The organism is Serratia sp. H402Y (genome assembly GCF_051172415.1).
GTDB classification, from domain to species: Bacteria; Pseudomonadota; Gammaproteobacteria; order Enterobacterales; family Enterobacteriaceae; genus Serratia; species Serratia ureilytica.
Window position 1 is genome coordinate 131937 of the sequence record NZ_JBPIYZ010000003.1, and the last position, 20641, is coordinate 152577.

Below are 20641 nucleotides of genomic sequence, written 5' to 3' on the forward strand. Positions count from 1 at the left end.
GGGCGAACCCGGCAAGGCGGTTTTTCGTCGGTTTTGACCCTGATTACCGTTCGGCGCGTCACCCATGCGGGTCACGCGCCGAAGGGAGAGGCGGCGATGGATGCCGCCTCACGGAATGGGTCAGGGTGTCAGTGTTGCTTCAATTTGTCTTTATGTTTGTTCAATTGACGTGCCAATTTGTCGATCAGCGTATCAATTGCGGCATACATATTCTCGTCTTCCGAGGTGGCGTGCAACTCGCCTCCATTCACGTGCACCGTTGCTTCCGCAATTTGCTGCACTTTTTCCACACTTAATACAACATACACCTGATTGATGCGATCAAAATACTGTTCGAGTTTGGCGAACTTGTTGTTCACGAACTCGCGCAACGGATCGGTGATTTCGATGTGGTGTCCGGTAATGTTGAGCTGCATAGTGTCTTCCTTCTCAATAGAGGTCAAACCAACTGTTTGCGCTGGTTCGACGGCGGGATGGACAAAGACTCTCGGTACTTGGCGACGGTGCGCCGGGCCACGATGATCCCCTGATCGGCGAGCAGGGTGGCCAGCTTGCTATCGCTGAGTGGTTTGGCGGGGTTTTCCGCCGCAATCAATTTCTTCACCAACGCGCGGATCGCCGTCGAGGAGGCTTCGCCGCCGCTGTCGGTATTCACGTGGCTGGAGAAGAAATATTTCAATTCGAAAATGCCGCGCGGGCTGTGCAGAAACTTCTGCGTGGTGACGCGCGAGATCGTCGATTCATGCATCTCCACGGCCTGGGCGATATCCGCCAGCACCATGGGTTTCATAAACTCTTCGCCTTGCTCGAAGAACGCCTGCTGCTGATCGACGATGCAGCGGGTGACCTTCAGCAACGTCTCGTTGCGGCTCTCCAGGCTTTTAATCAGCCACTTGGCTTCCTGCAGGTTGCTGCGGATGAACTGGCCGTCGGCTTCGCTGCGGGCGCTGTTGCCCAGCGCGGCGTACTGCTGATTGATCTTCAAACGCGGCACGCTGTCGCCGTTGAGCTCGACCGTCCATTTGTTCTGCGTCTTGCGCACCAGCACGTCCGGAATGACGTATTCCGATTCGCCGGTATTGATCGACTGCCCCGGGCGCGGATCGAGCGACTGAATCAGCAGCATCGCTTCTTTCAGTGTATCTTCTTTTAGCCGGGTTGATCGCATCAGGCTGCGAAAGTCGTGGTTGGCCAACAGATCCAGATGCTCGCTGATGATCAGCCGCGCTTCGGCCAGATAAGGCGTATCTTTGGCGTATTGGGAGAGCTGCACCAGCAGGCAATCGCGCAGATCGCGCGCGGCGACGCCGATCGGATCAAAACGCTGCACGCGCTTCAGCACCGCCTCGACTTCCTCGAGGGTCACGTTCTCGTCGCCCAGGCTTTCCAGAATGTCTTCCAGCGGGACGGTGAGATAGCCGGTGTCATCCACCGCGTCGACGATGGAAGTGGCGATGGCGGCGTCGGTATCGGAAAACGGCGTCAGATCCACCTGCCACATCAGATAATCCTGCAGCGTTTGGGTGGTCTCGCCCTGATAGACCGGCAGCTCGTCGTCGCTGTAGTCGGTGCCGGTGCCGGACGGCGTGCCCGCGGTATAGATTTCATCCCAGGTGGCGTCCAGAGGCAGCTCTTCCGGCATGTCTTTCTGCTCCAAGGCCTCGCGGGTATCGAGCCCCTCGGTCTCCTGGGTTTCTTTGGCGTCGATTTCGTCGTGCAGATCGGTCTGTTCAAGCAGCGGATTGCTCTCCAGCGCCAGCTGGATCTCTTGCTGAAGCTCAAGCGTGGACAACTGCAGCAGGCGGATCGCCTGCTGGAGCTGAGGTGTCATGGCCAGCTGTTGGCTGAGCCTGAGTTGCAAACCTTGCTTCATAGTTTTCTGTCTACTTCCGTTAACGGTGTCGTCCCGCAGGACGCGCCGGCGCTTAGAGGCGGAACTCTTCGCCCAGATAAACGCGTTTAACCTGCTCGTCGGCCAGAATAGCATCCGGCGTGCCGTGGGCAATCAGTTTGCCCTGGCTGACGATGTAGGCGCGTTCACATACGTCCAGCGTCTCGCGCACGTTGTGGTCGGTGATCAGCACGCCCAGGCCGCTGTCACGCAGGTGCTCGATGATTTTCTTGATATCGATAACGGAAATCGGATCCACCCCGGCGAAGGGTTCGTCCAGCAGAATGAATTTCGGGTTGGCCGCCAGCGCGCGGGCGATTTCGACGCGGCGGCGTTCACCGCCGGACAGCGCCTGGCCGAGGCTGTCGCGCAGATGGGAGATATGGAACTCTTCCATCAGCTCTTTGGCGCGGTCTTCGCGCTGTTCGCTGGTGAGATCGGGACGGATCTCCAACACCGCCATCAGGTTGTCGTACACGCTCAGGCGGCGGAAGATCGACGCTTCCTGCGGCAGGTAACCGATGCCGCGGCGCGCACGGGCGTGCAGCGGCAACAGGCTGATGTCTTCTTCGTCGATCACGATGCGCCCGGCGTCGCGCGGCACGATGCCGACCACCATGTAGAAGGTGGTGGTTTTACCGGCGCCGTTCGGGCCAAGCAGGCCGACGATCTCGCCGGATTTCACTTTCAGGCTGACGTCTTCGACAACTTTACGGCCCTTGTAGGCTTTCGCCAGGTTTTCTGCGATGAGTGTTGCCATAAGTGATTAGTTACTCTTTTTTTGCCCGTTTTTGTCTTGCAACTGCGACGGTACCAGAACCGTTGTCACGCGTTTGCCTTTGTCGCTAAACGCCTGCATTTGCTGCTGTTGCACCAGATAGGTGATGCGATCGCCTTTCACGTTGCTGTCGAGCTGCTCCAGATAGGCGTTGCCCGTCAGGGTCACCAGCTGGGTCGCCACGTCGTAACGCACTTTCTGCGCGTGGCCTTTGACCGGCTTGCCGCTGTCCTGCATCTGGTAGAAGGTTACCGGGTTGCCGAACGCTTCAATATAGGTCTTATTCTGATCTCCGCCCGGACGGGTGACCACCACCTTGTCAGCGCGGATATCGATGGTGCCCTGTTTGATCACCACGTTGTCAGTAAAGGTGCTGACGTTGCTTTGCATATCCAACGACTGCTTGAGCGAGTCGATGCTGACCGGCTGGCTGGAGTCGGATTTCAGCGCCAGAGCAGGGGCGCTGGCGGCCAAAACTAAGCTGCCGATCAACAGATTACGGAGTTGGTTTTTGGTTCTGGATTTCATAGTTGGTCTTAACCTTATCAATCAGCTCAGCGGTTTTGGTCCGCAGGTTCCCACGCATTTTCATGCCGTTAGAGGTAAAATTGGTCCCGTAAAGCGTGACTTCGTCATCGGAGGTGACGTCCTGGGTGACCAGGTTTACCTGAGCGTTGTCCGTCTTAATTTTTTCCAGCTGCGAGGTGGTGGTCAGGCTGTTTACCTCGACGTGGCCATACAGATACAGCATCCGGTCTTTCGTCAGTTTGGCGCGATCGGCGCGAACTGACCAGGTGGCCACCGCATTCTCGTCGAACAGCGTCATCACCGGCTGGGTGAACCAGCTCAGCTCGCCGGCGGTGTAATACTTCGCGTCTTCCGCCACCAGCTTATAATTCAGTTTACCGGCCGGATTGTACACCACGGTGACCGTGTGCTGGCTCTGGTAGGTCGGATCCTGATCGTTAGCCGGGCCAGGAGCCGTATCGTCGCTGAAGTCCGTCATGTTCCAGCCGATCAGCGCCAGAACGATCACCGTCAACAGGATGGTGATCCAAAGTTTGGTTTTACTCATATCGACAGCCCTTTGGCGTCCTCCAGCTTATTTTGAGCCAAAAGAATGATGTCGCACAGTTCGCGCACCGCGCCGCGGCCGCCGGCAATGCGGGTGACGTAGTGGGCTCGCGGCGTCAGCAGCGGATGGGCGTCTGCGACCGCGACCGCCAGGCCCACCTGCGCCATCACCGGCCAGTCGATCAGGTCATCGCCGATATAGGCGACCTGATCCGCCGTTAACGACAGTTTATCCAACAGTTCGCGGAAGGCCAAAAGCTTATCGGATTGCCCCTGATACAGATGGGTGATGCCGAGCGTTTGCGCGCGGTCTTCCAGCAGCCTGGCGGAGCGACCGGTAATGATCGCCACCTCGATGTCGGAGGTTTTCAGACAGCGGATGCCGTAACCGTCGCGCACGTTGAACGCCTTCAATTCTTCACCGTTGTTGCCCATGAAGATCAGGCCGTCCGACAGTACGCCGTCAACATCGCAAATCAACAGGCGGATGTTCCCGGCACGCGCCATAACCTCTTGTTCTACCGGCCCGTAGCAGGTTTCTACCATACCCATTCCGTTCTATTCCTTAATTAAACGACGCCGGCGCGCAGCATGTCATGCATATGTACCACACCCAGCAACTGGTCGCCATCGGCAACCAGCAGCGCGGTGATGTGGCGTTGCTGCATCAGATTCAGCGCATCGACCGCCAGGAGGTTGGGACGCACCCGCACGCCGCCCGGCGTCATGACATCGGCGATCTTGGCTTCGTGCAGGTTGATGCCCATATCGAACACCCGGCGCAGGTCGCCATCGGTAAAGATGCCGGCGATTTTCATCAGATCGTCGCAGATCACCGTCAGACCCAGATTTTTGCGGGTGATTTCCAGCAGCGCGTCGCGCAATGAGGCGTCGGCGCTGACGTGGGGCATTTCGTCGCCGCTGTGCATGATATCGCTAACCCGCAGCAGCAGCTTGCGGCCGAGTGCGCCGCCCGGATGCGACAGCGCGAAATCTTCCGGCGTGAAACCGCGCGCCTTCAGCAGCGCGACGGCCAGCGCATCGCCCATCACCAGCGTGGCGGTGGTGCTGGTGGTCGGCGCCAGCCCCAGCGGGCAGGCCTCCTGCGGCACCTTGATGCACAGGTGGATGTCCGCCGCCTTGCCCATCGAACTTTCCGGATTGTTGGTCATGCAGATGAGGGTGATCCGCTGCCGTTTCAACACCGGGATCAGCGCCAGGATCTCGCTGGACTCACCGGAGTTGGAGATGGCGAGTACGATATCCTGCGGAGTGACCATGCCCAAATCGCCATGGCTGGCTTCCGCCGGGTGCACGAAGAATGAGGGGGTGCCGGTGCTGGCGAAGGTCGCGGCGATCTTGCAGCCGATATGGCCGGATTTACCCATGCCCATCACCACCACTTTGCCGCCGCAGGCGGCGATCGTTTCGCAGGCGCGGGTGAAGTCTGCGTTGATGTAGCTGTCGAGCTGAGCCAGCCCGTCACGCTCTATCTGAAGCACTTCTTTGCCGGCCTGTTGAAAATCGAAGCCCGGTTGCAACTCAATGTTCGACATACTCATTCCCGTCGGTTTAGCCGAAAGTACTGAAAGGGTTAAAGAACAGCACCGCAAGATACGCAATAAAGCCGCATAATAACAGCGCGCCGGCCAGGTGGCCGATGCGGTGTTTGCGGCCGATGCACAGCACGCTCAGCAGCACGCTGGCCGCCAGCATCACCCAGTAATCGCGCTGGAAGGCGGCGGCGTCCACGCTGCCCGGCGACAGCAGGGCGGGGACGCCCAGCACGATCACCGTGTTGAAAATATTGGAGCCGATGATATTGCCAATCGCCATATCATCTTCGCCCTTTAATGCTCCGGCGATGGACGTGGCCAGCTCGGGCAGGCTGGTGCCGATGGCTATAATGGTCAAGCCGACCACCAGTTCGCTCAGGCCGAAATAGTGCGCGATCACCGTCGCGTTATCGACCACCATTCTGGAAGAGAGCGGCAGAATGATAAACGCCAGCACCAGCCACAGCACCGCCACGGTATTGCTGCTGTCCTGCGGCAGTTCGGCGATCTGCTCCATGGTCAGGCTGTCGCTGCCCTCGCGCTGCGCCAGCCGGGCGATTTTCAGCATCAGCAGGATGAAACCGGCGGCGGCGGTCAGCAGCAGCACGCCGTCCAGCCTGCTCAGGGTGCCGTCCATCAACACGAAACCGCACAATACTGTGACCGCTAACATCAGCGGCAGTTCGCGCCGCAGTATTTCCGATCGTGCAGCCAGCGGGTGAATCAGCGCCGCTACACCCAGGATCAATAAAATGTTGGTGATGTTGGAACCTAATACGTTGCCAACGGCCATATCTATCTGCCCGTTCAGCGCGGCGGTGGTGGACACGATCAGCTCCGGCAGTGAAGTGCCGATGCCGACGATGGTCATGCCGATGATCAACGGCGGCACGCCAAGCGAACGGGAAATCACGGCAGCACCATAAACTAAGCGGTCTGCACCATACACCAGTAGAAATAAACCAACGATTAATAATGCTATTGCGAGAAACATGCAGTGTCCTTTGTCGGGTATTATCCCGGTTCGTTGGTTAAAGCCGTCAATGCGGCGGTATTGCTTGCCCTCCGGTGCGTGCGCTTGAACGCAGCACCGGTTTTTCCCGGCTAATTGTTGAACACTTTCGTTTTTTTTCGTTATGGCGCCAATTTTGACCGGGTGGCGCGGAAAAGTAAAACCAATGGCATCATTGGTTGCGAAATGGCAGTAAGTTTTTGTAAAGATGAGACGGATTGCGCCCATTGCTTTAACATCACGGGTAGATTCAGCAAAAGATGAGTCGTAAAGGGTCCATTAACATGCTCCAAAAGGCAGATAATTTGGTCGAAGTGCGCGACATGAGCTTCTCGCGCGGCGACCGGCGGATATTTGAAGACATTAACCTGACGGTGCCTCGCGGTAAGATCACGGCGATCATGGGGCCGTCGGGCATCGGCAAAACCACGCTGCTGCGTCTGATCGGCGGTCAGCTGACGCCGGACCGCGGGGAGATTTGGTTTGACGGCGACAACATTCCCGCATTGTCCCGCCGTCAGTTGTACGACGCGCGCAAAAAGATGAGCATGCTGTTCCAGTCGGGCGCGCTGTTCACCGATTTGACCGTATTCGAAAACGTGGCCTACCCGTTGCGTGAGCACAGCAACCTGCCTGAGCCCCTGCTGCGCAGCACGGTGCTGATGAAGCTGGAAGCGGTCGGGCTGCGCGGTGCGGCGCAGCTGATGCCCAATGAACTCTCCGGCGGCATGGCGCGCCGGGCGGCGTTGGCGCGCGCGATCGCGCTGGATCCGGAAATGATCATGTTCGACGAACCTTTCGTCGGCCAGGATCCGATCACCATGGGGGTGCTGGTCAAGCTGATCGACGAGTTGAACCATGCGCTGGGCATTACCTGCATCGTGGTGTCGCACGACGTGCCGGAGGTGCTGAGCATCGCCGACTACGCCTATATCGTGGCCGATCACCGGGTGATTGCCGAAGGCACCACGCAGCAATTGCAGAACAATCCTGATGCGCGCGTGCGCCAGTTCCTGGATGGTATAGCGGATGGACCGGTGCCGTTCCGCTATCCGGCCGGGGATTATCAGACTGAACTGCTAGGCTTAGGGAGTAAATAAGCTCATGTTATTAAGAGCGTTAGCGTCTCTGGGGCGCAGTGGCATCAACACCAGCGCCAGCTTCGGCCGCGCCGGGTTGATGCTGTTCAACGCATTGATTGGCCGGCCGGAACCCGGCAAGCAGTGGCCGCTGTTGTTGAAACAGCTTTACAGCGTCGGCGTGCAGTCGCTGCTGATCATCATGGTTTCCGGGCTGTTTATCGGCATGGTGCTGGGCCTGCAGGGGTATATCGTGCTTACCACCTACAGCGCTGAAGCCAGCCTCGGCATGATGGTGGCGCTGTCGCTGCTGCGCGAGCTGGGGCCGGTGGTGACGGCGCTGCTGTTCGCCGGCCGCGCCGGTTCCGCGCTCACGGCGGAAATCGGCCTGATGAAGGCGACGGAACAGATCTCCAGCCTGGAAATGATGGCGGTCGATCCGCTGCGGCGCATCGTGGCGCCGCGTTTCTGGGCGGGGATGATCAGCATGCCGCTGCTGACCATCATCTTCGTGGCGATCGGCATTTGGGGCGGCTCGGTGGTCGGCGTGGATTGGAAGGGCATCGACAGCGGCTTCTTCTGGTCGGCGATGCAAGGCGCCGTAGAGTGGAAAAAAGATCTGCTCAACTGCCTGATCAAGAGCGTGGTGTTCGCCATTACCGTAACCTGGATTGCCATTTTCAACGGGTATGACGCCGTGCCTACCTCTGAAGGGATTAGCCGGGCGACGACGCGTACCGTGGTGCATTCGTCACTGGCGGTGTTGGGATTGGATTTCGTGCTGACCGCACTGATGTTTGGGAATTGATTCGATGCAAACGAAGAAGAGTGAAATCTGGGTTGGGGCATTCATGCTGATCGCGCTGTGCGCCATCGTGTTTATCTGCCTGCAGGTGGCGAACCTTAAATCGATCGGCAGCGAGCCGACCTACCGCGTTTACGCGACGTTCGACAATATCGGCGGCCTGAAACCGCGTTCGCCGGTGAAGATCGGCGGCGTGGTGATCGGCCGCGTGGCGGACATCGAACTCGATCCGAAAACCTACACGCCGCGCGTGGCGCTCGATATCCAGAAAAAGTACGACGAAATCCCGGATACCAGCTCGCTGGCGATCCGCACCTCCGGCCTGCTGGGCGAGCAATATCTGGCGCTTAACGTGGGCTTCGAAGATCCTGATATGGGCACCACCATTCTGAAAGACGGCGGCACCATTCAGGACACTAAATCAGCCATGGTTCTGGAAGATCTGATCGGCCAGTTCCTGTATAAAAGCGGCGGTCAGGACAGCGCCAAACCGGGAGACGCGGCCGCTGAGCCCGCTGCCGGCGCTGCACCGCAACCCGCTGTTCCAAATCATTAAGAGAGGATACCTGCATGTTTAAACGTTTACTGATGGTGGCTCTGCTGGTGGTTGCGCCGCTGGCGAGCGCAGCCGACCAAACCAATCCTTACAGCATGATGCAAGACGCGGCGCAGAAGACCTTCAGCCGTTTGAAGAACGAACAGCCGAAGATCAAGCAGGACCCGAACTACCTGCGCTCCATCGTGCATCAGGAACTGATGCCGTTCGTGCAGGTGAAATACGCCGGCGCGCTGGTGCTGGGCCGTTACTACAAAGATGCGACGCCTGCGCAGCGCGAAGCTTACTTCACCGCTTTCCAGGCTTACCTGGAGCAGGCTTACGGCCAGGCGCTGGCGATGTACCACGGCCAGACTTACCAGATCGCGCCTGAACAGCCGCTGGGCAACGCCGACATCGTGGCCATTCGCGTCACCATCATCGACAACGGCGGCCGCCCGCCGGTGCGTCTGGATTTCCAATGGCGCAAGAACAGCAAAACCGGCTACTGGCAGGCGTATGACATGATCGCCGAAGGCGTCAGCATGATCACCACCAAGCAAAACGAGTGGGCGTCTACGCTGCGTACTCAGGGCATCGACGGCCTGACCAAACAGCTGCAGGCCGCTGCCGCGCAGCCAATCTCGCTGGACAAGAAAAACTGATGTCGGCAGCGCTCAGCTTCGAATCAGAGCAGCAGACGCTGATCCTGCGCGGTGAACTGGACCGTGAAACGCTGCTGCCGTTGTGGCGGCAGCGCGACGCGCTGATGGCGGATAAAACCGCGATCGACGTGGCGCAACTGCAGCGCGTGGACTCCTCCGGGCTGGCGCTGTTGCTGCATCTGCAGGAAGAGCAGCGCCAACGTGGCGTCGCGCTAAAAATTTTCGGCGTCACCGAGCGTCTGAAAACGCTGATCGCGCTCTACAACCTGCAGGCGATAATGCCTGTCGATACCGCCGGTTAGCGGCGTTTTACACCGCCTTTGCGTGGTTAAACGATACAAAGCCCCTGTTATGCAGGGGCTTTTTCTTTAGTTTAAGAAAACATCGTATTCCACTAAGATACTAGGCTGTTTATGATCCTTTAGCGGCAGAACTGGATACTATGGAAACCAACGAGATTAAAGACGTGCTGATGCAGGCATTGGCACTGGATGAAGCGCACGTGACGGGCGACGGCAGCCATTTTCAAGCGATCGTGGTCGGCGAACTGTTCGCCGGCATGAGCCGCGTCAAAAAACAGCAGACGGTTTACGCACCGCTGATGGAATACATTGCGGACAACCGCATTCATGCCTTGTCTATCAAGGCGTACACCCCTGAAGAGTGGCAGCGAGACCGCAAACTCAACGGATTTTAAGGCTGTTTGCCCTGCCGGGCGGGCAGCTTCAGATTAGATAACAGAGAGTAGTCAGATGGATAAATTTCGTGTGCAGGGTCGGACCCGCCTGAGCGGTGAAGTGTCTATTTCCGGGGCCAAAAACGCCGCCCTGCCGATCCTGTTCGCCGCCCTGTTGGCGGAAGAACCGGTCGAGCTGCAGAATGTCCCCAAGCTGAAGGACATCGATACCACCATTAAACTGCTCAGCCAGTTGGGCACCAAGATTGAGCGCAACGGTTCGGTCTTCGTGGACGCCAGCGGCGTGAACGAGTTTTGCGCGCCTTACGATCTGGTGAAAACCATGCGCGCTTCCATCTGGGCGCTGGGGCCGCTGGTGGCACGTTTCGGCCGCGGTCAGGTTTCCCTGCCGGGCGGCTGCGCGATCGGCGCGCGTCCGGTCGATCTGCACATCACCGGCCTGGAGCAGTTGGGGGCCGAGATCAAGCTGGAAGAAGGTTACGTCAAGGCGTCCGTCGATGGCCGTCTGAAAGGCGCGCACATCGTGATGGACAAGGTGAGCGTGGGCGCGACCGTGACCATCATGAGCGCCGCGACCCTGGCGACCGGCACGACCGTTATCGAGAACGCCGCGCGTGAGCCGGAAATTGTCGATACCGCCAACTTCCTCAATACGCTGGGCGCGAAGATCAGCGGCGCAGGCAGTGACAAGATCACCATCGAGGGCGTCGAGCGTCTGGGCGGCGGTGTGTATCGCGTGCTGCCTGACCGTATCGAGACCGGTACCTTCCTGATCGCCGCCGCGGTTTCCGGCGGCAAAGTGATGTGCCGCAACACCCGTCCGGATACGCTGGATGCGGTGCTGGCCAAGCTGCGTGAAGCCGGTGCCGATATCGAAGTGGGCGAAGACTGGATCAGCCTGGACATGCACGGCAAGCGCCCGAAAGCGGTCACCGTGCGCACCGCGCCGCACCCGGGCTTCCCGACCGACATGCAGGCTCAGTTCAGCCTGTTGAACCTGGTGGCGGAAGGCACCGGCGTTATCACCGAGACCATCTTCGAAAACCGTTTCATGCACGTGCCGGAATTGATCCGCATGGGGGCGCACGCGGAAATCGAGAGCAACACCGTGATCTGCCATGGCGTTGAACAGCTGTCCGGTGCTCAGGTGATGGCGACCGATCTGCGCGCTTCCGCCAGCCTGGTGATCGCCGGCTGCATCGCCGACGGCGTGACCGTCGTCGATCGCATCTACCATATTGATCGCGGCTATGAGCGTATTGAAGACAAGCTGCGCGCGCTGGGTGCGAACATCGAGCGTGTGAAAGGCGAGTAAGGCATTAACGCCGGCGCGGCTGCGTCGGCAGGATGAAAATCAAAGGGCCGGCTATCAATGCCGGCCCTTTTTTAATTGCTGTCTTCCGGGAATTCACCCACCGTCATTTTCAACGTAATGCGCTTGCCGTCACGCAGCACGATAACCGGTATCTCGGTGCCCGGTCTGATCTCCGCCACCTGATCCATGGTCTCCAGCACGGACACCGCCGGTTTGTTATCCACGTTGATGATGATGTCGTTGATCTGGAAGCCGGCGTTGCTCGCCGGGCCGTTTGGCGTAATCTCGGTCACGATGATGCCTTGAAGGCGATCGATGCCGGAATTGGACGAGCGCAGCGGAATGATCTCTTTGCCCTGAATGCCGAAATAGCCGCGGATGACGCGGCCGTCGCGGATCAGCTTGTCCATGATTTTGGTGGCCAGTTCGATCGGAATGGCGAAGCCGAGGCCCTCCGGCGTTTCGCCGTCGGTAATTTTGTCATAGGTCAGGGTGTTGATGCCGATCAGCTCGCCCAGCGAGTTGACCAGCGCGCCGCCGGAGTTGCCGCGGTTGATGGAGGCGTCGGTCTGCAGGAACGTCTGTCGGCCGGTGGTGCTCATACTGATGCGGCCGGTGGCGCTGAGGATGCCCTGTGTGACGGTCTGCCCCAGGTTATAGGGGTTGCCGATCGCCAGCACCACGTCGCCGACGTGGGCAACGCGATTTTTATTGGTCGGGATCACCGGCAAATTGCCGGGATCGATCTTCAGCACCGCCAAATCGGTCAGGCCGTCCGAGCCGACCAACAGCGCTTCGTAGCGGCGGCCATCCTGCAACACCACGGTGATCTGCTGAGCGTCTTTGATCACGTGGCGGTTGGTGATGATATAGCCGCGTTCATTCATGATCACGCCGGAACCGAGCGACAGCACGTTGGCGGCGCCGTTCAGGTTGCGGTTGTAAATGTTCACCACGGCGGGCGCGGCGCGGCGCACCGCTTTGTTGTAGCTCACTGGCGTTTCGTCGCTGGTGCTCTCAGGTTTGTCTGCAAACAGGCCGTTGGAAGAACGCAGCATGGGCAGTGCGGCCAACAGCAGGCCGGCAACGATGAGACCGATAACGACAGAACGCAAGAGCTTAGCAAACATGGAGTTTTCGTGGTGTGGTGAACGATGTTCGGAGGATAGCATGAGTTAACCGGGCGCAGTATGTCACCGAGCCCGGTTTTTGCACAAATTAACGCAGCAGCAGATAAATGGTTTCGTTGCCGCGCACGATATTGAGCGCCATCACCGGTGGCTTGGCCTCCAGCACTTTACGCAGCGTGGTGATGTTGTCCACGCGCTGACGGTTGACGCCGATGATCACGTCGCCTTTCTGCAGGCCGATCTGCGCCGCCGTTGACCCTTTATCCACGTTCTCCACCTTCACGCCCTTGTCGCCGTTCGGCAACGCGGCATTGCTGAGGGAAACCCCCTGCAGCGCCGGCGACAGCGTTTCGGCGTTGGTCGAGGCGCTCTCGCTGTTGTCCAGCGTGACCGAGACTTCCTGCGGTTTGCCATCGCGCAGCAGGCCCACCTTGAGGGTTTTGCCCGGCGCGGTGGTGCCGACTTTGGCGCGCAGTTCGGCGAAGCTGCTCACCGGTTTACCGTCGACGGAGACCAGGATATCCCCGGCCTTGATGCCCGCCTTGGCGGCGGCGGATTTCGGCAGCACTTCGCTGACGAAGGCGCCGCGCTGCGCGTCGGTGTTGAAGGCTTTGGCCATATCCGGGGTCATTTCGCTGCCCTTGATGCCCAGCAGGCCGCGTTTCACTTCGCCGAATTCAATCAGCTGCTGGCTCAGGTTCTGCGCCATATTGCTCGGAATGGCGAAACCGATGCCGACGTTGCCGCCGCTCGGCGCCAGAATGGCGGTATTGATGCCGATCAGCTCGCCGTTCAGGTTAACCAGCGCGCCGCCGGAGTTGCCGCGGTTGATGGAGGCGTCGGTCTGAATGAAGTTTTCCAGCCCTTCCAGATTCAGGCCGGAGCGGCCCAGCGCCGAGATAATGCCGGAAGTGGCGGTTTGGCCCAGGCCAAACGGGTTGCCGACCGCGACGGCAAAGTCGCCGACGCGCAGCTGATCGGAATCGGCCATCTTGATGGCGGTCAGGTTTTTGGTGTCGCTGAGCTGCAGCAGGGCGATGTCGGATTGCTCATCGCGGCCGACCAGCTTGGCGTCCAGCTCGCGACCGTCGTTCAACTGCACGCGGATTTTATCGGCATTGTTGATGACGTGGTTGTTGGTCAGCACATAGCCTTTGGCGGCGTCGATGATCACGCCGGAACCCAGCCCTTCAAACGGACGGGAGCTTTGCTGCTGGCCGGGGAAGTTAGGGCCGAAGAAGCGCCTGAACTCTTCCGGCAGTTGTTGACGCTGCACCTGAGTGCCGGCGACATGCACGCTCACTACGGCGGGCAAGACTTTTTCCAGCATCGGCGCCAGGCTCGGCAGCGGCTGCCCCTGAACGGCGACGGGCAGGGCCGCGTTGGCCACCGGTACGGAGCTGAGCGTCAGGCCGAGGCTCATTGCCAATGCACTAAGAATTAACGACTTTTTCTTCATTGATTATAACTCTCTCAATACCTGCCGATGAAAATTTGATGATAAGGCAATCACCTTGTCATAGTGAAGGGTAAGACCGTGAATTTGCGTGCAAAGTTCAGTAAAGGTAATGCGAGGGAAGGTCAAGACGGTAAACGGAGGAAGCCCGCGGGTGGCCCCGCGGGCGAAGGGGGTCAGTCGCGGCGCGCGCTTTGCCCGCGCAGCAGGCCGGAGGCGCCTTCCGAATAGTCGCGCGGCATTTCCACCGGCGCTTGATCGTTGTCTGCTTCCGCTTCGGTCAGGCGATAGCGGAACGGATTTTCCTGCATCGGCAGATCCGGCAGCAGGTTGTTCGAGCTTTTCGCCATGTGCTGATACAGCTGACGATAATCGCGCGCCATGTTGTCCAGCAGCTCGGCGCTGCGGGCAAAGTGGCCGACCAGCTCCTGACGGTACTCTTCCAGCTCGGTTTTGCTCTTGTCCAGCTCGTTCTGCAGGACTTGTTGTTGACGTAATTTACGGTTGCCAAAACGCATCGCCACCGCACCAATCACGATACCGACGACCAAACCAATCAGCGCATACTCCCAGGTCATGATGACTCCTATTTTGACTTCGTTGTTCCGCAGGGATTTTTCACTTAATAATATCCACTATAACCGTTAACCTTGTCCGAGTGGAATCCTGATGCGCTTCCACCTAATTTTTACAGGGTTTTCAGCGGCGCCCGCAGCGGGCATTTGTGGCGATAACGGTGCGAATCGGCATCAACTTGCCGCCAACGTTGGCTAAATAATTTCTAAGCGTTCTTAGGGAACATCGAACAGATGCAGGCACTATCACCGTTATCTCGCTACCAGCAGGCGCTGGATGCGGGGGAATATCAGGCCGATGAGGTTCAACGCCGGGCCGTCACTCAACTGGATCGCATTTATCAGGCTCTGTTGCAAAAGCCGGCGGCGAGCGCGCCTGCCGGCGGGCTGCGCGGTAAGCTCAGCCGCTTGCTGGGCAAGGGCGGCGACACGGCACCGCAGCGCCCGGTGCAGGGGCTGTATATGTGGGGCGGCGTCGGGCGCGGCAAAACCTGGTTGATGGATATGTTCTTCCACAGTTTGCCGGGCGATCGCAAAATGCGTCTGCACTTTCACCGCTTCATGCTGCGGGTGCATGAAGAGCTGACCGAGTTGCAGGGGCGGGAAAACCCGCTGGAAATCGTCGCCGACGGCTTTAAGGCCGAGACCGACGTGCTGTGTTTCGACGAATTCTTCGTGTCCGACATCACCGACGCCATGCTGCTGGCCACGCTGCTGCAGGCGCTGTTCGCGCGCGGCATCACGCTGGTGGCCACGTCGAACATCCCGCCGGACGATCTGTACCGCAACGGTCTGCAGCGGGCGCGTTTCCTGCCGGCCATCGATCTGATCAACGAGTACTGCGACGTGATGAACGTCGACGCCGGCATCGACTATCGTCTGCGTACCCTGACCCAGGCGCACCTCTACCTAACGCCGCTGAGCGACCAGACGCGCGAGACGCTGGATCGGATGTTCGTTAAGCTGGCGGGCAAGGCGGGGGAGGACGCGCCGGTGCTGCAGATCAACCATCGGCCGCTGCAGGCTATCCGTTCGGTGGACGGCGTGCTGGCGGTGGATTTCCACACGCTGTGCGAAGAGGCGCGCAGCCAACTGGACTACATCGCGCTGTCGCGGCTGTATCACAGCGTGATCCTGTATAATGTGCGGGTGATGGGGCCGCTGAAAGAGAATACCGCGCGCCGTTTCCTGGCGTTGGTGGACGAATTCTACGAGCGGCACATCAAGCTGGTGATCGGCGCCGAAGCGTCGATGTTCGAGATCTATCAGGGGGTGCAGCTGAAATTTGAATTCCAGCGCTGCCTGTCGCGCCTGCAGGAAATGCAGAGCGAAGAGTACCTCAAGCTGCCGCATTTGCCCTGAGTCTGCCGGGCTTGCCGCCGCCGTATCGCCGGTTGTCCGCCGCCGGCGATAAATTTATTTTCCATTCAAAAACCGTTCGATCTTTGTGAGCGACTTCTCTATAATCTTGCGACCCCACGTTACAACAAAGTTTTTTTTCCCAAAAACTTTATAGTGCCGGCAATGGCTATTCGAAGGGGTAGGTTTGCTGGACTTGTATGGTCGTGTGAGCCTCAACTGTTTTCGAGCGTTTGGGTGTTCACCAACGTGTAACTAATTATTGGGTAAGCTTTCTAATGAAAACTTTTACAGCTAAACCAGAAACCGTAAAACGCGACTGGTACGTTGTTGATGCAGATGGTAAAACTTTAGGCCGTCTCGCTACTGAACTGGCTCGTCGCCTGCGCGGCAAGCATAAAGCGGAATACACCCCGCACGTGGATACCGGTGATTACATCATCGTTCTGAACGCTGACAAAGTTGCTGTAACCGGCAACAAGCGTACAGACAAAGTGTACTACCACCACACCGGCCACATCGGTGGTATCAAGCAAGCGACCTTTGAAGAGATGATTGCCCGCCGTCCTGAGCGCGTGATTGAAATCGCGGTTAAAGGCATGCTGCCAAAGGGCCCGCTGGGTCGTGCTATGTTCCGTAAACTGAAAGTTTACGCGGGCACCGAGCACAATCACGCGGCACAGCAACCGCAAGTTCTGGACATTTAATCGGGATTAATGGCAATGGCTGAAAATCAATACTACGGCACTGGTCGCCGCAAAAGCTCCGCCGCTCGCGTCTTCATCAAGCCGGGCAACGGTAACATCGTTATCAACCAGCGCAGCCTGGAACAGTACTTCGGTCGCGAAACTGCCCGCATGGTAGTTCGTCAGCCGCTGGAACTGGTCGACATGGTTGGCAAACTGGATCTGTACATCACCGTTAAAGGTGGTGGTATCTCCGGTCAAGCTGGCGCCATCCGTCACGGTATCACCCGTGCACTGATGGAGTACGATGAGACTCTGCGTTCTGAACTGCGTAAAGCTGGCTTCGTCACCCGTGACGCTCGTCAGGTTGAACGTAAGAAAGTCGGTCTGCGTAAAGCACGTCGTCGTCCGCAGTTCTCCAAGCGTTAATTTCCGCTGCTTCGGCAGTGCGATTTACGCAAAAAACCCGGTGCTTCACCGGGTTTTTTTATGCCTGAAATCCGCTGTCCCCGACTAAAATCTGTGGCATATCAGACAATTCAACATGAATTCGCCGCAGCGCCCCCACAAAACAAGCAAAATCTGGTAAACTATCACCCACTTTTGCGCCTGTTCGCCGTGCAGTTGACCTCCTGGGCCGGTTTTTTATGGGTTTGGGTCGCGCTGCGTGCTGCCGGCCTGCGGCAAGATTATTCAGGATAGCAGCCTGTCAGTTGGCTATTCGCAGTATTTTCTAGATAACTTGGAGGTTTTCATGGCTGTCGCTGCCAACAAACGTTCGGTAATGACGCTGTTCTCTGGCCCGACCGACATTTTTAGCCATCAAGTACGCATCGTACTGGCGGAGAAAGGTGTCAGCGTCGAGATCGAGCAGGTCGAAATGGATAACCTGCCGCAAGATCTGATTGACCTCAACCCTTACCAGACGGTGCCTACGCTGGTCGATCGCGAACTGACCCTGTATGAATCCCGCATCATCATGGAATACCTGGATGAGCGCTTCCCGCACCCGCCGCTGATGCCGGTTTACCCGGTTGCCCGTGGTGAGAGCCGTCTGATGATGCTGCGCATCGAGAAGAACTGGTACTCGCTGATGGACAAGATCGAGAAGAGCAGCGGTCAGGAAGCAGAATCCGCCCGCCGCCAACTGCGTGAAGAGCTGCTGGCGATCGCGCCTATTTTCGGGCAGGCGCCGTATTTCATGAGCGAAGAGTTCAGCCTGGTGGATTGCTACCTGGCACCGCTGTTGTGGCGTCTGCCGCAGCTGGGCATCGAGTTGAGCGGCGCTGGCTCCAAAGAGCTGAAAGGCTACATGACCCGCGTCTTCGAACGCGACGCTTTCCTGGCTTCCCTGACCGAAGCCGAGCGTGAAATGCGCCTGCAAACCCGGGGCTAAGCGCGATGGACATGTCTCAGATGACGCCGCGTCGCCCGTATCTGCTGCGGGCGTTCTATGACTGGCTGCTGGATAACCAGCTGACGCCGCACCTGGTGGTCGACGTGACTCGCCCTGATGTTCAGGTGCCGATGGAGTTCGCGCGCGATGGCCAGATCGTGTTGAATATCGCGCCGCGCGCGGTAGGCAACCTGGCGTTGGGCAACGAAGACGTGCAGTTCAACGCGCGCTTCGGCGGCGTGCCGCGCCAGGTCTCGGTGCCGATGGCCGCCGTGCTGGCGATTTATGCGCGTGAGAACGGCGCCGGCACGATGTTTGAACCGGAAGCCGCCTACGACGAAAGCGAAGGCGTGTTCGAAGGTTTGGACAATGAGACGATCCCTTCGGAAACGTTGATGTCGGTGATCGACGGCGATCGCCCGGATACCGCGGAAGATGACGGCCCGGACGACGAACCGCCGCAGCCGCCACGCGGTGGCCGACCGGCGCTGCGTGTGGTGAAATAAGCCCGCGTGAACAAACGAAAAAGCACCCCGTGGGGTGCTTTTTTTTGCCCGGACGAAGCGGATCAGCCTTTCAAGGCGGCAATGCAGGCATCGCGCGGCGCGCTGAGATCGCCTACGCGCACGGTGGACAGCGCGCGGGCCGCGCGCTCACGGAAGCTGGTGATGGCGGTGTCGCCTTGCACTTCCGGTGGCGCGGTGCAGATGTCATTGAGCGGCAGATCGTTGCCTTTGTTGAGCGCCTGCAATACCGCCGCCGGGTTGTAGATCAGGGCGGCGGAGAGGGCAGATTTAATGCCGGCGGTAAATCCGGCATTGCCGCCGCCGGCCAGCTTGGGCGCCAGGGCAATCCAGTTGTCGTCCCCCAACCGGATACTGTTTTCCACGGCGCTGAACTGCCCGGCCTTGCCCAACTGCGCCACGACCGGCCGCGCGCCGCGCGCTTCGATATTGTAACCGACCTCCTGCGAATCCAGCGCCAGGGCTGAGGCGCTGAAACTGACGGCCAGCAGTGCGCCGGCCAACAGGGAAATGGAGCATTTCATGTTCGCTATCCTTATCTCGGTGTCAGGCGCAGCCGCGCCCTGCAATGGTGCTAACTCAATACTATAGCGCGTTGAGGCAGTGAGAAGGGGGGAGGTTGTTACAAAGCGTGGCCGGTTAAAACAAAGGCCCGGCAATGTGCCGGGCCTTTGGCGGTACGGAAGGTTTACACTTCCAGGTAGTTCATGATGCCGTCTGCCGCTTTGCGGCCTTCGGCGATCGCCGTCACCACCAGGTCGGAGCCGCGGACCGCGTCGCCACCGGCGAAGATTTTCGGGTTGCTGGTCTGGAACGCGTTGTCGCTGCCTTCCGGCGCCACGATGCGGCCCTGTTTATCGAGCTGCACGTCGTGCGCCGCCAGCCAGTCCATGCGGTGTGGGCGGAAGCCGAACGCCATCACCACCGCGTCGGCGTCGATCACGTGCTCGGAACCCGGCACCTGCTCCGCCGCCTGGCGGCCGTTGGCATCCGGCGCACCCAGCTGAGTGCGCACCATTTTCACCCCGGCCACGCGGCCGGCGCTGTTCAGTTCGATGCTCAGCGGCTGCAGGTTGAACTGGAAGTCCACCCCTTCTTCCCGGGCGTTCTTCACTTCGCGCTTGGAGCCCGGCATGTTGGCCTCGTCGCGGCGGTAGGCGCAGGTGACCTGCGTCGCGCCCTGACGCACCGAGGTGCGCACGCAGTCCATGGCGGTATCGCCGCCGCCCAGCACCACCACCCGTTTGCCTTCCATGCTGACATAAGGCTCGTGCTGCTCGGTTTCATACCCCATCAGCTGCTTGGTGTTGGCGATCAGGAACGGCAGCGCGTCGTACACGCCCTGCGCATCCTCATTCTCCAGCCCGCCACGCATCGATTGATAGGTGCCGACGCCGAGGAACACCGCATCGTACTCGCTCAGCAAAGTCTCCATGCTGACGTCTTTGCCTACTTCGGTATTCAACTGGAACTCGATGCCCATCTCGCTGAAGATGCCGCGGCGTTTGACCATCACTTCCTTTTCCAGCTTGAAGGCCGGGATGCCGAAGGTCAGCAGACCGCCGATCTCAGGATGACGATCATACACTACCGCCTTAACGCCGTTGCGGGTCAGCACGTCAGCGCAGGCCAACCCGGCGGGGCCGGCACCGACGATCGCCACGCGCTTGCCGGTCGGCTGCACGTGCGACATGTCCGGCTTCCAGCCCATTTCGATGGCCTTATCGCTGATGTAACGCTCGATATTGCCGATGGTGACCGCGCCGAACTCGTCGTTCAGGGTGCAAGACCCTTCGCACAGGCGATCCTGCGGGCATACGCGGCCGCACACCTCAGGCAGGCTGTTGGTCTGATGTGCCAGGTCCGCCGCTTCCATGATGCGGCCTTCGTTGGCCAGCTTCAGCCAGTTCGGGATGTAGTTGTGCACCGGGCACTTCCACTCGCAATACGGGTTGCCGCAGGACAGACAGCGGTCCGCCTGGGCTTTGGCCTGGGTTTCCGAAAACGGTTCGTAGATCTCGACGAACTCTATTTTGCGGATCTTCAGCGGTTTCTTAGGCGGATCAACACGCTGCAGGTCGATAAATTGATAAACGTTCTGGCTCATT

The 20641-nt window shown here is 59.1% G+C and carries 25 protein-coding genes; 12 read left to right on the forward strand and 13 right to left on the reverse strand.

Annotation, left to right across the window (positions count from 1 at the left end):
• Positions 1-128 precede the first annotated feature (128 nt).
• Genes hpf through ACSBQS_RS17340 form a run of 8 tightly spaced genes read right to left on the reverse strand, consistent with a single transcriptional unit; the run spans position 129 to position 6293 of the window.
• Positions 129-416: a ribosome hibernation promoting factor gene (gene hpf, locus ACSBQS_RS17305; protein WP_004937038.1), complete on the reverse strand. Its 288-nt coding sequence runs from the start codon at positions 414-416 to the stop codon at positions 129-131.
• Between the two features lie 23 nt (positions 417-439).
• On the reverse strand, positions 440-1873 hold the full coding sequence (gene rpoN / locus ACSBQS_RS17310) for an RNA polymerase factor sigma-54 (RefSeq protein WP_004937039.1): 1434 nt from the start codon (positions 1871-1873) through the stop codon (positions 440-442).
• A 52-nt stretch (positions 1874-1925) separates the two neighbouring features.
• Positions 1926-2651: an LPS export ABC transporter ATP-binding protein gene (lptB, locus tag ACSBQS_RS17315; protein WP_004937040.1), complete on the reverse strand. Its 726-nt coding sequence runs from the start codon at positions 2649-2651 to the stop codon at positions 1926-1928.
• Positions 2652-2657: 6 nt separating this feature from the next.
• Entirely contained in the window at positions 2658-3197 is a 540-nt protein-coding gene (lptA, locus tag ACSBQS_RS17320; RefSeq protein WP_025160121.1) for a lipopolysaccharide ABC transporter substrate-binding protein LptA, read from the reverse strand.
• Positions 3166-3744 carry an LPS export ABC transporter periplasmic protein LptC gene (lptC, locus tag ACSBQS_RS17325; protein WP_033644491.1) on the reverse strand — a complete coding sequence of 193 codons (579 nt, stop codon included), beginning with the start codon at positions 3742-3744 and terminating at the stop codon, positions 3166-3168. The genes lptA and lptC overlap by 32 nt, the downstream gene beginning before the upstream one ends.
• On the reverse strand, positions 3741-4295 hold the full coding sequence (gene kdsC / locus ACSBQS_RS17330; protein WP_004937049.1) for a 3-deoxy-manno-octulosonate-8-phosphatase KdsC: 555 nt from the start codon (positions 4293-4295) through the stop codon (positions 3741-3743). Before kdsC ends, lptC begins: the two co-directional genes overlap by 4 nt.
• A gap of 17 nt (positions 4296-4312) precedes the next feature.
• Entirely contained in the window at positions 4313-5299 is a 987-nt protein-coding gene (kdsD, locus tag ACSBQS_RS17335; protein WP_033644492.1) for an arabinose-5-phosphate isomerase KdsD, read from the reverse strand.
• Between the two features lie 16 nt (positions 5300-5315).
• Complete coding sequence (locus tag ACSBQS_RS17340) at positions 5316-6293, reverse strand: calcium/sodium antiporter (RefSeq protein WP_033644493.1); 978 nt, start codon at positions 6291-6293, stop codon at positions 5316-5318.
• 302 nt (positions 6294-6595) lie between these two features.
• On the opposite strand from ACSBQS_RS17340, the gene mlaF reads away from it, so the two are divergent.
• The 7 genes from mlaF to murA all read left to right on the forward strand — a co-directional run bounded on the left by mlaF (position 6596) and on the right by murA (position 11407).
• The gene (gene mlaF, locus ACSBQS_RS17345) at positions 6596-7411 is read left to right on the forward strand and encodes a phospholipid ABC transporter ATP-binding protein MlaF (protein WP_033644494.1); all 816 of its coding nucleotides are present in this window, start codon (positions 6596-6598) and stop codon (positions 7409-7411) included.
• 4 nt (positions 7412-7415) lie between these two features.
• Positions 7416-8198, forward strand: coding sequence for a lipid asymmetry maintenance ABC transporter permease subunit MlaE (mlaE, locus tag ACSBQS_RS17350; protein ID WP_033644495.1), 783 nt, complete (start codon positions 7416-7418; stop codon positions 8196-8198).
• A gap of 4 nt (positions 8199-8202) precedes the next feature.
• Entirely contained in the window at positions 8203-8751 is a 549-nt protein-coding gene (mlaD, locus tag ACSBQS_RS17355) for an outer membrane lipid asymmetry maintenance protein MlaD (RefSeq protein ID WP_033644497.1), read from the forward strand.
• A 14-nt stretch (positions 8752-8765) separates the two neighbouring features.
• Positions 8766-9395 (forward strand): phospholipid-binding protein MlaC, encoded by a 630-nt coding sequence (gene mlaC / locus ACSBQS_RS17360; protein ID WP_033644498.1) that lies wholly within the window; start codon positions 8766-8768, stop codon positions 9393-9395.
• Positions 9395-9697: a lipid asymmetry maintenance protein MlaB gene (gene mlaB, locus ACSBQS_RS17365; RefSeq protein WP_033644499.1), complete on the forward strand. Its 303-nt coding sequence runs from the start codon at positions 9395-9397 to the stop codon at positions 9695-9697. Before mlaC ends, mlaB begins: the two co-directional genes overlap by 1 nt.
• Positions 9698-9837: 140 nt before the next feature.
• Positions 9838-10092, forward strand: coding sequence for a BolA family iron metabolism protein IbaG (ibaG, locus tag ACSBQS_RS17370; RefSeq protein WP_025304370.1), 255 nt, complete (start codon positions 9838-9840; stop codon positions 10090-10092).
• Between the two features lie 55 nt (positions 10093-10147).
• A complete protein-coding gene (murA, locus tag ACSBQS_RS17375) occupies positions 10148-11407 on the forward strand; it encodes a UDP-N-acetylglucosamine 1-carboxyvinyltransferase (RefSeq protein WP_019453131.1) in 1260 nt (419 codons plus the stop codon).
• Positions 11408-11478: 71 nt separating this feature from the next.
• Here the strand turns inward: murA and degS are convergent, their stop codons facing one another.
• The 3 genes from degS to zapG form a co-directional block, all read right to left on the reverse strand.
• On the reverse strand, positions 11479-12537 hold the full coding sequence (degS, locus tag ACSBQS_RS17380; protein WP_042785432.1) for an outer membrane-stress sensor serine endopeptidase DegS: 1059 nt from the start codon (positions 12535-12537) through the stop codon (positions 11479-11481).
• 88 nt (positions 12538-12625) lie between these two features.
• Positions 12626-13996, reverse strand: a complete 1371-nt coding sequence (gene degQ / locus ACSBQS_RS17385) for a serine endoprotease DegQ (RefSeq protein ID WP_047026556.1) — start codon at positions 13994-13996, stop codon at positions 12626-12628.
• 173 nt (positions 13997-14169) lie between these two features.
• Positions 14170-14571, reverse strand: coding sequence for a Z-ring associated protein ZapG (zapG, locus tag ACSBQS_RS17390; protein WP_004937074.1), 402 nt, complete (start codon positions 14569-14571; stop codon positions 14170-14172).
• A 231-nt stretch (positions 14572-14802) separates the two neighbouring features.
• Here zapG and zapE point away from each other — a divergent pair, with 231 nt between their 5' ends.
• From zapE to sspB, 5 genes are all read left to right on the forward strand, one after another.
• Positions 14803-15930 carry a cell division protein ZapE gene (gene zapE, locus ACSBQS_RS17395; RefSeq protein WP_033644501.1) on the forward strand — a complete coding sequence of 376 codons (1128 nt, stop codon included), beginning with the start codon at positions 14803-14805 and terminating at the stop codon, positions 15928-15930.
• 275 nt (positions 15931-16205) lie between these two features.
• On the forward strand, positions 16206-16634 hold the full coding sequence (rplM, locus tag ACSBQS_RS17400; protein WP_004937079.1) for a 50S ribosomal protein L13: 429 nt from the start codon (positions 16206-16208) through the stop codon (positions 16632-16634).
• Positions 16635-16649: 15 nt separating this feature from the next.
• Positions 16650-17042 carry a 30S ribosomal protein S9 gene (gene rpsI / locus ACSBQS_RS17405; protein WP_004937080.1) on the forward strand — a complete coding sequence of 131 codons (393 nt, stop codon included), beginning with the start codon at positions 16650-16652 and terminating at the stop codon, positions 17040-17042.
• Positions 17043-17367: 325 nt separating this feature from the next.
• Positions 17368-18009, forward strand: a complete 642-nt coding sequence (gene sspA / locus ACSBQS_RS17410; protein WP_004937082.1) for a stringent starvation protein SspA — start codon at positions 17368-17370, stop codon at positions 18007-18009.
• 5 nt (positions 18010-18014) lie between these two features.
• Positions 18015-18515, forward strand: a complete 501-nt coding sequence (gene sspB, locus ACSBQS_RS17415; RefSeq protein ID WP_025304365.1) for a ClpXP protease specificity-enhancing factor — start codon at positions 18015-18017, stop codon at positions 18513-18515.
• A 62-nt stretch (positions 18516-18577) separates the two neighbouring features.
• Here the strand turns inward: sspB and ACSBQS_RS17420 are convergent, their stop codons facing one another.
• On the reverse strand, positions 18578-19057 hold the full coding sequence (locus ACSBQS_RS17420) for a hypothetical protein (RefSeq protein ID WP_033644504.1): 480 nt from the start codon (positions 19055-19057) through the stop codon (positions 18578-18580).
• Between the two features lie 164 nt (positions 19058-19221).
• Positions 19222-20640 (reverse strand): glutamate synthase small subunit, encoded by a 1419-nt coding sequence (locus ACSBQS_RS17425; protein ID WP_033644505.1) that lies wholly within the window; start codon positions 20638-20640, stop codon positions 19222-19224.
• Between the last annotated feature and the right edge of the window lies 1 nt (position 20641).

Coding starts and splice junctions, on each gene's coding strand:
- hpf (WP_004937038.1), bottom strand. CDS start 416: ATGCAGCTCAACATTACCGGACACCACATCGAAATCACCGATCCGTTG.
- rpoN (WP_004937039.1), bottom strand. CDS start 1,873: ATGAAGCAAGGTTTGCAACTCAGGCTCAGCCAACAGCTGGCCATGACA.
- lptB (WP_004937040.1), bottom strand. CDS start 2,651: ATGGCAACACTCATCGCAGAAAACCTGGCGAAAGCCTACAAGGGCCGT.
- lptA (WP_025160121.1), bottom strand. CDS start 3,197: ATGAAATCCAGAACCAAAAACCAACTCCGTAATCTGTTGATCGGCAGC.
- lptC (WP_033644491.1), bottom strand. CDS start 3,744: ATGAGTAAAACCAAACTTTGGATCACCATCCTGTTGACGGTGATCGTT.
- kdsC (WP_004937049.1), bottom strand. CDS start 4,295: ATGGGTATGGTAGAAACCTGCTACGGGCCGGTAGAACAAGAGGTTATG.
- kdsD (WP_033644492.1), bottom strand. CDS start 5,299: ATGTCGAACATTGAGTTGCAACCGGGCTTCGATTTTCAACAGGCCGGC.
- ACSBQS_RS17340 (WP_033644493.1), bottom strand. CDS start 6,293: ATGTTTCTCGCAATAGCATTATTAATCGTTGGTTTATTTCTACTGGTG.
- mlaF (WP_033644494.1), top strand. CDS start 6,596: ATGCTCCAAAAGGCAGATAATTTGGTCGAAGTGCGCGACATGAGCTTC.
- mlaE (WP_033644495.1), top strand. CDS start 7,416: ATGTTATTAAGAGCGTTAGCGTCTCTGGGGCGCAGTGGCATCAACACC.
- mlaD (WP_033644497.1), top strand. CDS start 8,203: ATGCAAACGAAGAAGAGTGAAATCTGGGTTGGGGCATTCATGCTGATC.
- mlaC (WP_033644498.1), top strand. CDS start 8,766: ATGTTTAAACGTTTACTGATGGTGGCTCTGCTGGTGGTTGCGCCGCTG.
- mlaB (WP_033644499.1), top strand. CDS start 9,395: ATGTCGGCAGCGCTCAGCTTCGAATCAGAGCAGCAGACGCTGATCCTG.
- ibaG (WP_025304370.1), top strand. CDS start 9,838: ATGGAAACCAACGAGATTAAAGACGTGCTGATGCAGGCATTGGCACTG.
- murA (WP_019453131.1), top strand. CDS start 10,148: ATGGATAAATTTCGTGTGCAGGGTCGGACCCGCCTGAGCGGTGAAGTG.
- degS (WP_042785432.1), bottom strand. CDS start 12,537: ATGTTTGCTAAGCTCTTGCGTTCTGTCGTTATCGGTCTCATCGTTGCC.
- degQ (WP_047026556.1), bottom strand. CDS start 13,996: ATGAAGAAAAAGTCGTTAATTCTTAGTGCATTGGCAATGAGCCTCGGC.
- zapG (WP_004937074.1), bottom strand. CDS start 14,571: ATGACCTGGGAGTATGCGCTGATTGGTTTGGTCGTCGGTATCGTGATT.
- zapE (WP_033644501.1), top strand. CDS start 14,803: ATGCAGGCACTATCACCGTTATCTCGCTACCAGCAGGCGCTGGATGCG.
- rplM (WP_004937079.1), top strand. CDS start 16,206: ATGAAAACTTTTACAGCTAAACCAGAAACCGTAAAACGCGACTGGTAC.
- rpsI (WP_004937080.1), top strand. CDS start 16,650: ATGGCTGAAAATCAATACTACGGCACTGGTCGCCGCAAAAGCTCCGCC.
- sspA (WP_004937082.1), top strand. CDS start 17,368: ATGGCTGTCGCTGCCAACAAACGTTCGGTAATGACGCTGTTCTCTGGC.
- sspB (WP_025304365.1), top strand. CDS start 18,015: ATGGACATGTCTCAGATGACGCCGCGTCGCCCGTATCTGCTGCGGGCG.
- ACSBQS_RS17420 (WP_033644504.1), bottom strand. CDS start 19,057: ATGAAATGCTCCATTTCCCTGTTGGCCGGCGCACTGCTGGCCGTCAGT.
- ACSBQS_RS17425 (WP_033644505.1), bottom strand. CDS start 20,640: ATGAGCCAGAACGTTTATCAATTTATCGACCTGCAGCGTGTTGATCCG.